The organism is Buttiauxella brennerae ATCC 51605, assembly GCF_001654925.1.
Lineage (GTDB): Bacteria > Pseudomonadota > Gammaproteobacteria > Enterobacterales > Enterobacteriaceae > Buttiauxella > Buttiauxella brennerae.
Genome location: NZ_LXER01000006.1, coordinates 215,917 through 228,686 on the forward strand (window position 1 = coordinate 215,917; position 12,770 = coordinate 228,686).

At 54.0% G+C, this 12,770-nt stretch carries 5 protein-coding genes; 2 read left to right on the forward strand and 3 right to left on the reverse strand.

Annotation, left to right across the window (positions count from 1 at the left end; all coding sequences use genetic code 11):
• The first annotated feature begins 315 nt into the window (after positions 1–315).
• Positions 316–9,816: an autotransporter outer membrane beta-barrel domain-containing protein gene (locus tag M975_RS02240; RefSeq protein WP_064557082.1), complete on the forward strand. Its 9,501-nt coding sequence runs from the start codon at positions 316–318 to the stop codon at positions 9,814–9,816.
• A gap of 158 nt (positions 9,817–9,974) precedes the next feature.
• The gene (gene cueR, locus M975_RS02245) at positions 9,975–10,376 is read left to right on the forward strand and encodes a Cu(I)-responsive transcriptional regulator (protein WP_064557083.1); all 402 of its coding nucleotides are present in this window, start codon (positions 9,975–9,977) and stop codon (positions 10,374–10,376) included.
• A gap of 48 nt (positions 10,377–10,424) precedes the next feature.
• On the opposite strand, the gene M975_RS02250 is transcribed toward cueR, so the two are convergent.
• The 3 genes from M975_RS02250 to M975_RS02260 form a co-directional block, all read right to left on the reverse strand.
• The gene (locus M975_RS02250) at positions 10,425–10,871 is read right to left on the reverse strand and encodes an NfeD family protein (RefSeq protein ID WP_064557084.1); all 447 of its coding nucleotides are present in this window, start codon (positions 10,869–10,871) and stop codon (positions 10,425–10,427) included.
• A complete protein-coding gene (locus tag M975_RS02255; protein WP_064557085.1) occupies positions 10,868–11,782 on the reverse strand; it encodes an SPFH domain-containing protein in 915 nt (304 codons plus the stop codon). Before M975_RS02255 ends, M975_RS02250 begins: the two co-directional genes overlap by 4 nt.
• Before the next feature lie 86 nt (positions 11,783–11,868).
• Positions 11,869–12,723, reverse strand: coding sequence for a co-chaperone YbbN (locus tag M975_RS02260; RefSeq protein WP_064557086.1), 855 nt, complete (start codon positions 12,721–12,723; stop codon positions 11,869–11,871).
• Positions 12,724–12,770 lie beyond the last annotated feature (47 nt).

The following is a 12,770-nucleotide window of genomic DNA, read 5'->3' on the forward strand; positions in this document are numbered from 1 at the left end:
TCATTTAAAAATGAAAACATCTTAAATTGCGACAATATTATCGGGGGCTGTAAATACACTCTATTTTATTGTGGATTAATTTTCGGTGATATAAAAAGTATTTTTGGCCTTGCAAAATATTTGGAATAGGCTAAAGAAGAATGTCATTTATACTCAGGTTTTCAAAGCACTATGTGATGGAGTATTAGTTAAGTAATACTTTTTCTGCTTTTCACTTCTCAACGCACAACTGTGTACTACTGTTACAGAAAGTATTTTTTCTTATTGTTCTGTACCAGAACGTTGATGCTTATTGTGGCTATGCAGAGATAACTTATGAATAATATATACCGCCTGGTGTGGAGCCATGTCGCGAATAGTTTTGTCGCTGTTGCAGAAAATTCTCGGACAGGGAAAAAAGGTAGCCGAGCCGGGCGAGGTGGTAGAAAGTTATTCGTAGCAGCACTACTCATTGGGGGGAATTACGCGGCAACCGTCAATGCAGTCGATGTGACATGGAATGCGGCATACCCCAATTACATCTTATTGCCGCCATACGATGCCGTGAAAGATACCGGCTATGCGTTTACTATTGATAGCCTTGTTCAGACAAACCATTACTCGCCAGGTACCGAACTTAATATCCTCGGCCCAATACCGACAATTTCCACAGGCACAAATGGCACCAGCACGGGTGTCACGGTGCTTAATGCGCTACCCGGCGGGACTGGCACCGATCCCGACCGCATTATTACGATTGTTTCCACCGACTCGAACGGCACGCCAACGACAATAACGTCCGCGAATATCGGGCAATACACCTATTCACCATCGCCTGCGGTTCCACAAGAAAACCTGGAGCTGAACGTCACGGTCCCTGGGCTTGACGGCAGTTATCAGGTGATTACTGTTTATGATTCTTCGAGTTTTATTTCTGCCGCTGATACTCCCGTCAGCGATATGGTATTGCCCGTTTACGACCCCAACTCCATCCGTATCTTTAATGATTTTGGTATTGCGTCCGTAGCCTCAACGGGTGGTCAGGCGAATATTAATGTCGGTTCAAGTGACCCCAACGCCCCTATTGCCGCGGCCGCAAATACCATCGACCTGTTGACCAAAAACTCCGTGCTGGCAAAAGCCGACGGCAGTGGCAGTGCACTGAGCAGCACCGAATGGCGTTCGGATAACTACATCCACTTTCGCCCGGCGATTGAACTGTCAACGGATACACAAAACCTCGAGGCGCAAAGTGCAAAGTATGATTTTTCCATTACGCTGCCCAATTATGAGCAGGTCGGCAATAAGGTTGTACGGCTGCTGGATAAAACCTTCGTTATTAATTCATCCAATGATATCGCCGGGGTTAACGATTTCCTGATTGGTGCGAATGCTTACGCCGGGAAGCCGCAAATCCAGTACTGGCTGACGGCGGGCGCCACCGTAAATGGCGAGGTGATTGATTCTTCCGTTGAGGCGCAAAACACCTACGATGCGATTATTAACGGGATGCTCGCTAAAGAAGAAAACACCAGCATTAACCTGACATATCACGTCTGGGATGACAAAGGCGTTCACACCAACAACGCGACCCTGGTGACCGGGGACTTAAACGTCATTTATGCCACGGGTGCGAACGCATCGGGGCTGGTCACCAACAATGGTAGCCTGGCGGTTGACGGTGCGTCGGCGGTGATGCGTGCCGACAATGGCGCAACTATCACTAACGATGGCGCGATTAACGCCTGGCGCAGTAGCGGCAACAGCCCAGAGTCTGTCGGCATGGTAACGACTGACGCCACAGCGGTTAATAACGGCACGTTAAACGCCGGCCTGTTTATTGAAAAAGACGGCACTAATCAGAATGTTTCAAACGCCGGTAGTAAAGGGATGCAGGGCTTCGGCAGCAGTACGCTGACCAACAATGGGCACATCAACGCCGCGATTACCGACACTACCACCAACAATGCCGTGGGTATGCGCGCATCAGGAACCACAACCGCGACTAACGCCGCGACGGGGACTATCGCGCTGGTTGGCAATGCCAATAACCTGGGAGGAAAAGCGGGCGGCTACGGGGTCTGGCTTGACCAGAACGCCACATTCACTAACGCTGGGCATATTTACCTTGGAGTGACACCGGTTCTGAGTGCCGCCGCACCAACACCTGTTCCGATGACGGGCGGCGACCTGTCGGCGGGGATTCGCACGCAAAGTGCCGGTGACGTTAACAATACCGGCACCATAACGCTTGAAGAAAATACCCGTAATGCCGCCGGGATCTCCATCGAAGGCGCGGCAGGGGCCGTCACTAACTCCGGCACAATTAACGTATTAGGCAAACTGACCAACGGTTCCGCTGCGGCCAACTACGGCCTGAACGTCGTCGACAATATTGGCGCGGTGACGCATCGTGGCACCATTAACGTTGATGGCGACAACAATATCGCCATTAATGTGCTGGCGCAGAAAGCAGGCGCTGCGGTGACAACTACCGGAGGAAGTGCCATTACCGTGGGCAAGGCGGGCGACACAGGCGGTAGCGATGGCCAGCCTTACACTTACCGAAACTACGCGGTTTATGCCGAAGGGTTAAATACCCAACATGCGCAGGTAGACCTTAATTCCACGATTGTTTTGCTGTCTGCGGGGGCGATTGGTGTGCACGCGCGTGGTGATGCGCAAATTGATATTAACCCTGCTTCAACGCTCTCATTCGAAAACATCAAACAGATGGGTTATTACGCCTGGGGTAATAAGGCGAAGATTAATATTGGTAATGCGATTATCAATGATAATGGCCAGGCTGACTCTATTTTGTTTGCCGTTGACCACGGCGCGGTATTTGCTGGCGGCACAGGGGCTGCGGCGAGTTATCAGTTAACCGTGTCTGGTGATAACGCCACCGGGATTATTGCCAACGGCGTGGATGAAACAACCGGAACCAAGACTTCACTCACCACCGGGAGCGCCAAAATATTTGTGAATGGTGAAAATGCGGTCGGGGTGAAAGTCACCGGAGGCGCGGTCGGTAATATTAGCGATGGCGGCATTGTGTTGCAGCATAACAATACAACCGCCGTGTTGATTGATGGGCGTAATTACAATATCGACGGCTCGATTGATACTGACGAATTGCAAACGCTGGTGACATCCAACGCTTCCGTCACAAGCAGCGCTGGGCAAAGCGGGATTGTTGGCTATAACGTTTCCCATGCGGGTGAGTTGAATCTCAGTGGTAGCGGTATTTCGTTAAATGGCACCAACAGTACCGGAATCGTTTTGCATGACAACGGCAAGGCGACGGTAGCTGCACCGGTGACTGTCTCAGGCACCAATAATATTGGCGTCAATATTCAAAACAATGGCGCACTGACTAACAACAATCTGATTAGTGTCAGCGGTGCGGTGGGCAGCGGGAATGTCGGTGTGCGCGTCGGCGGGGCGAATGCGGTGGTGAACACCCTTGGCAACGTCAATGCCTCAGGCGGACTTGCCGCCGTTCAACTGATTGGTGCTGGTGCTAACTTGACGGTTAACGGCACGGGTAACCACATTACTGCCTCTGGCGGTGCCGATGGTGTGAGAATGGATACGGGGGCTACCTCGTTTACGGCCAGCGATACTCTCATTGATATTTCCGGCAGTGGTGCAGGGATTAATAACAACGCCGACACTTCTAATATCAACCTGAGCAATGTCACGATTAACGCCTCCGATGGCCCGGCTATCCGCACCGCGGTGACCTTTAGCGCGATTGGCACGGGTAACACGTTAAACGTATCCGGCAGTGGTGACGGCTTTGCGTTTATGAAATCCGATGGCTCGGTGACCACCGGCAATCTCACCATCGGCAACGGCTACACCATTAATGGCACGGGTGCTGGCAGCGTCGGCATTCTGGCGAGAACGTCCAATAACGTCAGTTCCGGTGCGGTGATCAATATGGCCGCTAATGCCGGTTCAGCGATTGTCGCCACTGACGGGCTAAGCGGCACCAGTCGCACCATCACCAATACCGGCATTATCACAAGCCTCGGCGCGGGTGCTCCGGTGATTAATGCCTCGGGTGCTGGCAACACCACTGTCACTAACAGCGGCACTTTGCTGGCGGCCAACGCCACTGCGCAAGCCATTTTGACCGGAACCGGCAATGATGTCGTGGCAATCGATCGGGCGGGCACGGCGACTCGCGGTGAAATCACGTTGGGTAGCGGCACCGACCAGTTCAGCTGGACGGCGGGTGACTACACTGGTGGCGTGACATTTACAGGCGCGGATGGCAATGACCGCGCCACCTTTGGCAGTGTTTCTCTGGCCAAAGTGACGCATGTATTGAGCGAAGGTGGCACGAACAATACGCTGACGTTGAATAGCACCAACGAGGGCACAAACCCGGCATTGTTGGGCTCCTTTAGCGCCGACAACCTGGCAAAAGGCACCAATATTGGCACCGGCTGGAGCACCCTGACACTGGACGGCGACCCGACGGATGCGCGCATTGTGGACGACTTAACGCTCTCCGGTGTGCAAACCATCAATATCAACAATGGCGCGACGCTGCGCAGCGGCGATAGCGCAACGCTTGCAGGCCAGGCGACTATCCATAACTACAACGTCAATACATCGGGTGCTACCAGCTTGCTGTCATTCGATGGCGCAAGCGACCAGACTTATACCGGCGTCATCAGCGGCGACGGCGGTATGGAGCGCATCAACAGCGCCAATACGATTTTGCTTGGTGATAACACCTACACCGGCAACACCTTGATTGGTAACGGATCAGAGTTGACGCTGGGCAATGGCAATACCACGGGCAGCCTTTCCGAGCAGACCAATATCACCGATAACGGCATTCTGACGGTTAACCATTCCGATGCGGTCACACTTAACGGCGTGATTTCCGGCAGCGGGGCATTCCGTCAGATTGGCACGGGCGTGACCCGGCTTGGTGGTAATAACAGCTATGCAGGAACCACCAGTGTTGAGCAGGGAACACTGCTGGTTAACGGTGTGCAGAGCGGGGCAGGACAGACGACCGTAATGAACGGAAGTACGCTGGGTGGATACGGCACTATTGGCGGCAATGTATTATTTCAGCGCGGGACGGTATTACGTCCTGGAGATGATAGCCGAGGTAATGGCACTGGAACGCTGACGATTAATGGCGATTTGGTGCTAGCCGGTAATACCGATAGCCAGTTCCAGTTGGGGCAGGCCTATACGCCAGGCGGTGCGCTTAACGACCTGGTGGGAGTGAAAGGCAATCTCACGCTCGACGGTGTGCTAAACGTGGCGTTGACGGCAGGAGGCACATTCCTTCCTGGGGTGTACCGCCTGTTTAACTACGGCGGCGCGCTGGCTAATAACATCATGAATATTGGCACGCTGCCGCCGAACGACGGGCTGGATTACGTCATCCAGACCAATATCAGCCATGAAGTTAACCTGATCTTAAACTTCGTTGACCCGTCACAAACCCTGCAATTTTGGGACGGTGATCTCAACGACACCCCGAATAACCACGGCAGCGACGGGATAATCGGAAATAACACCATTGATGGCGGTTTCGGACACTGGACGCGACAAGCGAGCGGCACAAGTAACAACTGGACTCAGCCAGGCGCGGGCATTGGCAACGCGCCATGGTCGCAGGATGCCTTTGCCGTCTTCCAGGGAAGAGGGGCTGAAGTCCTTGTCGATGACCAGTTTGGCATCGTCGTCACTTCCGGTATGCAGTTCGACTCCAACGGCTACATCTTAAACGCCGATCCACTTAACCCGGATTCGCAACTGCACTTTATCGCCACCAATCCACCGAGCCAACTTACCCCGGATAACAACTACGAAGCACAAGGGGCCACGCATGCAGATAGCTACTTTGCTATTCGCGTTGGCGCGGGCGCTGCGGGTGCTGACGTAACGACTATCATCAACGCCGACCTGGTGCAGGACAACCTTGCCGATGGCAACATCCGCCTGCTGAAAACCGACCCAGGCCGCCTGATATTAACCGGCAATAATCTGATCACTGGCGGCGTTGAAGTGTGGAATGGCACACTTAATATCAACAACGACAACGCCCTCGGCGCCACCACCAACTCTGTGCTCCTGAAAAATGGTGCTACTTTCCAGGCGGGGGCCGATCTCACCACGCCACGGCTATTCTTCGTTGGGGGAAGCGGCGGCGGTGCGCTGGATGTCTACGGCCATACCTTCACGCCAACCGGCGTGATTGGCGGCGATGGCCCATTGACCATCAAAGATACCTCTTTGCTCAGTAATAACGGTGTGCTGGATCTGGGTGTTGAGAATACCTATCTGGGTGATACCTCGATTATCGGCAAAAATGGCACCGGGCAGTTGACGGTCAATGCCAACACCACGGGGGCGTTTGGTACGCCGGACAGCCTGGTTTCGTTAACCAACCAGGCGCTGCTCAATTTCAATAATGCGGCATCCGCACAAACGCATACCTTCGCGGTTGATAACGCCACACTGGCGTTTAATAACAGTGCCGGGGCGGGGCAAAGCACCATCAACCTGGTGAACGGCGGCACGGCGATTTTCACCGACAACAGCTATGGTGATAACGCTAATGTGGCGCTCGATGCCAGCTCCACACTTGAGCTTTCCAGCAACGCAGATGCCGGTTCGGCAACGGTTACCAACAGCGGGACGGTGCTTTTTGCGGATAACGCCCAGGGCGCAGGCGCGGTTATCTCCAACCTGGCGGGCGGTTTAGTCGACATCAGCGCCGCGCTGGCGGGCACGTCGGTCGGCTCTTTATCCGGCGCGGGTAATGTTGCACTGGGTGCGGCTACGCTGATTGAAGGCGCGTTAGGGCGCAACGACACCATCAGCGGAATTATTGACGGCAGCGGAAACCTGGTGAAAACCGGTACCGGGACCTTAAACCTGACCGCAGCTAACACCTGGACCGGGGCGACAACCGCCCAACAGGGCGTATTACTTATCAACGGTAATCAAGTCGCGGCAAAGGGTGAAACCACTGTCAATAACGGCGCAACGCTCGGCGGTGCAGGCGTATTGGGCGGCAGCGTGGTGGTGGATGACGGCGGGCACCTTGCCGCCGGGCAGGATCTGGCAAGCGTTGGCGTGCTGACCATGGGTGCATTGACGCTCAACCAGAACTCGCAAGTCGACTTCCAGTTTGGCCAGCCTTATACCGTTGGCGGAGCGCTTAACGACCTGATCAACATCAATGGCGATCTCAACCTTAACGGCAAACTCAATATCACCCAGACAGCGGGCGGCAGCTTTGATGTCGGGGTTTATCGCGTCTTCAATTATAGCGGTGCGTTAACCGACAACATTCTCGATATTGGCTCCGCACCTCCGGCCGCAGACGATCTCTACGTTCAAACCTCAATTGCCGGCCAGGTCAACCTGGTGAACCGCACCGGTTATGTGATGCGTTTCTGGGATGGCTTCGGCGGCAACGGCGGGGCACTGAAAAACAACGGCGAAATCGACGGCGGTAACGGCATCTGGCAAAGCGGCAGCGGCAATGACAACTGGACCACGGATGTCACATCCCCTGACGGGCGCTTTAATACGCCGTTCAGCAACGGCTCCTTTGCAGTATTTGGCGGTACGGCGGGCAACGTCACCATTGATACCAGCCTTGGCGAAGTCGCAATTAGCGGCGCGCAATTTGCGACCGACGGTTACGTTATCGGCGGTGACAACCTCACCACGCATACTGCCAATACCATTATTCGTGTAGGCGACGGCACTGCTCCGAGTGCCGGATACACCGCGACCATCAACTCGGTTATCGACGGAGAAGGGGGCATCAACAAGGCCGACCTCGGCACCTTGATTCTTAACGGTAACAACCAATACCAGGGCGGAACCCAGGTCAGCGGCGGCGTCCTGCAAGTTTCTTCCGACAACAATCTGGGCGCGGCGGGAACCGGCATTGGCCTGAGCGGCGGCACATTGCGTTACGGTGCCGCCTTTGATACGGCACGCCTGGTCACGCTTTCCGGCGTCGGCGGCGCGATTGATACCAATGGCAACTCGGTTTCACTGTTAAGCGCTGTCACCGGCAACGGCGACTTCACCAAACTGGGTAAAGGCACCTTGACGCTCACCCAGGACAGCCGTTTCGCAGGGCTTACCACCATCAGTGATGGCGTGCTGCAACTGGGCAATGGCGGCACGGCGGGGAACGTGGGTGGCAATATTGTCGATAACGCGACCCTTGCCATTAACCGCGCCGATAGCATCACGCTTAACGGTGATATCTCCGGTAGCGGGCAGGTCTGGCAGCAGGGCAGCGGCACCACCATCCTCAATGGCAGCAACACCTGGAGCGGCATTACGCTGGTCGAAAACGGCACGCTGTTGGCTGCGGGTGAAAACCGTTTTAGCCAGCAATCAAGCCATATTGTCAGCAGTGGCGCCACTCTCGATACTGGCGGTTACAGCCAGTCGGTCGCAAACCTGGTCAACCAGGGCACCATTAATTTACGCGGTGGTGATGTCGGCTCAACGTTGACCGTTAACGGTGATTACGTTGGTCTCAACGGTACGCTGAAAATTGCAGCCCAGCAGCACAGCCCCGGCGTTGCCGACCGTTTGGTGATTAATGGTGGCGCTGCAACGGGCAATACCTTACTGGATATCGATGTCAGCCAGTTGGGGGAACCGACGACCGGCGACGGCATTATGGTTGTCGAAGCGCAGAATGGCGCAACCACTACCGCACAAACCACCAAAGATGCCTTTACCATCGGCTCGGGAATACTGACTGCCGGAGCCTGGGAGTACCAGTTATTTGCTGGTAACGAGCAGGGCGCAGGCGAAGACTGGTTCTTACGTGCGGGTTATCGCCCGGATGTTCCTGGGTTCGACACGCTGGCCGCGATTATCCGCCAGGCAGATTTGGCCGTGCTCGGCACGCTTCACCAGCGTGTGGGCGATGATCAGCCGTGGAAGGCTGATGTTCCTGAAGATCAGGAAGGGCGCTTCTGGGCGCGTTATATCGTCAAGTCGGTCGATCAGAAACATGACGACCCAACTCATTCGCAAAGCAGCACCAATTACAACGGTATGCAGATGGGGCTGGATCTCTATCAGAACGACAAATGGCGTGCAGGTTTGTACACCACCTTTATGGATATCGACAGTTCAATCAATGGTATTACCGGCATGAGCGGCGGGGCGGCGTATAACTCGACGTTCTCCTCTTACCTGGGCGCTTATGGCACCTGGACGGATACCAACGGGTTCTACGTCGATAACGTTTTACAGTACGGTTACCACTCGGTTGATTTGAAGAACATGAGCGACCGTAAAACGTATAACCCTGACGGCAACTCAGTGGTGGCGTCTGTCGAAGTCGGTAAACCGTGGCAGCTTGGGGACAGCAACTGGCAACTTGAGCCGCAGGCGCAGCTTATTTACCAGTACAGCGATTTTGATGATGTGACGCTTTCTGACCGTGCGAAAACCAACGTTTCGGTGGATGCAGACGGTTCTGTGATTGGCCGCCTTGGGGTTCGCCTGGCGGCGAATTACGACACTGATTACGGCAAAGTGAAACCGTATGTGCGCGTAAACTACTGGCAGGAACTGTCCGACGGCCAGGACACCGTGACTTATCGCAATACGGCAAACCGGGCCGGGGCCACGGAAATCAATGCTAACCAGCGTTTCCAGACAACGGAAGCGGCAATCGGTACCACATGGGCGGTTACCGCAGACGTGCAGGGTTATACTGAAATTGGTAAAACCTGGGATGGCGGCGGCGATACTTCCGTGTCATCTGATGTATCAGCGTCAGTGGGGATGAAAATTCGCTTCTGACTATCCCCGACCCCCTTCGAGCCGCAGGTGTGTTAGCTGCGTGAGTTTACCCCAGTCACTTACTTTAGTAAGCTCCTGGGGACAAACCCCCTTGCCGCCTTCCTGCAACTCGAATGGTTTGGGGATAGGATCATTGAAATGAACGTCCCGGAGCAAACATGAACATCAGTGATGTGGCGAAAAAGACCGGTTTAACCAGCAAGGCAATTCGTTTTTATGAAGAGAAGGGCCTGGTGACCGCGCCGCTTCGATCTGAAAACGGCTACCGTAGCTATTCGCAAAAACATCTCGATGAACTGACTTTGCTTCGCCAGGCACGACAGGTGGGGTTTAATCTTGAAGAGTGCCGCGAGCTGGTCAATTTGTTCAACGACCCGGCGCGGCACAGTGCGGATGTGAAAACACGTACGCTGCAAAAAGTGGCGGATATTGAAAAACACATCAGCGAGCTTCAGGCGATGCGCCAACAATTGCTGGCGCTTGCCGAATCCTGCCCTGGGGACGACAGCGCAGATTGCCCGATCATCGACAACCTTTCGGGTTGTTGCCATCGCCAGTAATCAATCATTCAGCGTTTGCTGAACATTTAAGGTGAAGACAAAACACCTTTAAACGGCCTTCACCTTCAACGTAATTCCTTCAACGGCCACCACCACAATATCGGTGCCTGCTGCTAAATCGCTATCCGCCATCACCGGCCATGAACTATCGGCAACCCGCACATGACCGCGACCATTTACCAGCGTGGTTTCCAGGCGCAAACGCCTGCCAACAAGCTGGTGGCCGCGTTGATTCAGCACTTCACCAGGCTCCTGCTGCTTGCGTGTCGACAGCCAGCGCCACCACAGAAAAGCGGCAACCAGTGTGAGCACGGCAAAGCAAACGCCTTGCCATTCCCAGCCCAGAGGCAACACCCACACCAGCAAACCGGTGAGCACTGCCGCCACACCGCTCCACAGCAGATAACCGCTGGCGCCGAGCATTTCAGCCGCCAGCAGCAAGCCACCTAGCGTTAGCCAGAAGATATGCGCGTGGGCAAACAACAGGGCAATCATCTTTTACGCTCGGTACCGCTTTGCGCGATAAGTTCGCTAATACCGGCAATCGAGCCCATCAGGCTGGTGGCATCCAGCGGCATCAGCACTACTTTGCTGTTATTGGCTGAACCAATCTGTTGCAGTGCGTCAGTGTATTTCTGGGCAACAAAGTAGTTGATCGCCTGGATATCACCAGCAGCAATAGCTTCAGAAACCATTTTTGTCGCCGCGGCTTCTGCTTCAGCACTACGCTCACGAGCTTCTGCCTGTAAGAATGCGGATTGACGTTCGCCTTCCGCTTTCAGGATTTTTGACTGCTTATCCCCTTCGGCTTTGACGATCTCTGCCTGACGAATCCCTTCAGCTTCCAGAATGTACGCACGCTTGGTACGTTCAGCTTTCATCTGCGCATTCATCGCGTCAATCAGTTCAGCCGGTGGGCGCACATCGCGGATCTCAATACGGGTGATTTTGATTCCCCACGGGTTCGTGGCTTCATCAACAATATGCAGCAGGCGCGTGTTGATGTTGTCACGCTGCGAAAGCATTTCATCGAGTTCCATTGAACCGAGCACGGTACGGATGTTGGTCATGGTGAGGTTCATGATAGCCAGCTCAAGATTGCTGACTTCATACGCTGCGCGCGGGGCATCAACGACCTGAATAAAGCACACCGCGTCGATGGCGACGTTGGCGTTATCTTTAGAGATGATTTCCTGAGAAGGGATGTCGAGGACTTGCTCCATCATATTGATTTTGCGGCCAATGCGGTCCATAAACGGCACCACAAGGCTTAAGCCCGGCATCAGAGTTTTGGTGTAACGGCCGAAGCGCTCCACGGTCCATTGGTAGCCCTGCGGCACGATTTTTACCCCGGCGCCGACGATAATCAGCGCGACGAGGATCAGTACGGGAATGACGATTAGCATCAAAAAAACCTCCATTGTTTATTTGATGTAAGTCTAACCGTTTTATGTGGAAAGATTCAGTTTGAATCAGGCCATTTAATAAATACTTAATAAAGCAGCGAATACATCTGGCGGCGATATTTTGAAGCCAGCGCATCACCGGTGCCCAGGGCTGCCAAAATCTCCATCAGCATCTTGCGGACTTGCCCATCAGCGGCAGCCAGGTCTTTTTTCAGATGGCTAAACAGCAGCTCCAGCGCTTCTTCGTTACGCCCGACCTGATGCAGTTGCAGCGCCAGTTGGCTGGCTAACAGCGCGTTTTCAGGATCTTGCTCAACTTGTTGTTGTAGCTGCTGAATTTCCGGAGTGTCGGCGGCTTGTTTCAGTAAATCAATTTGCGCCACCAGACCCAGGTAGCGCGTGTCTTGATCCTGCAACGGAATAGTTTTTAGCACTGCTTCGGCATCTTCGCTGCGGTTGAGGGCAATTTGCACTTCCGCCAGCATCAGGCCAATTTCGCTGTTCTGGTTGGAAATCTGCCACGCGTCTTTAAGCAATGGCAGCGCTTCAGCGTGTTTGCCTTCTTGCATCAGCAGCATCGCTTCTTGCGCTTTCAGCTCTTCTTCACGCGGCAGCACTTTCTCTAACAGCGCGCGAATCGCCTCTTCAGGCTGTGGTCCCTGGAAGCCATCAACAGGCTGACCATTCTGGAACAAATAAACCGTTGGGATGCTGCGCAAACCAAACTGAGACGCAACCATTTGCTCGGCATCACAGTCCACTTTGGCAAGAATAAACTGGCCCTGATACTGCGCTGCAAGCTTGTCCAGAACCGGCGTTAACTGTTCGCAGTGTTGGCTGCGTGCCGACCAGAAATAGAACAGAATCGGTGTCGTAACGGACTGTTCCAGCACCTGGTGCATGTTCGCTTCAGTGATATCAATATTGTACGGTGCAGACATGGCTTAACTCTCTTTTAAAAATTTAATATTTACATGGGGGTTGGCGG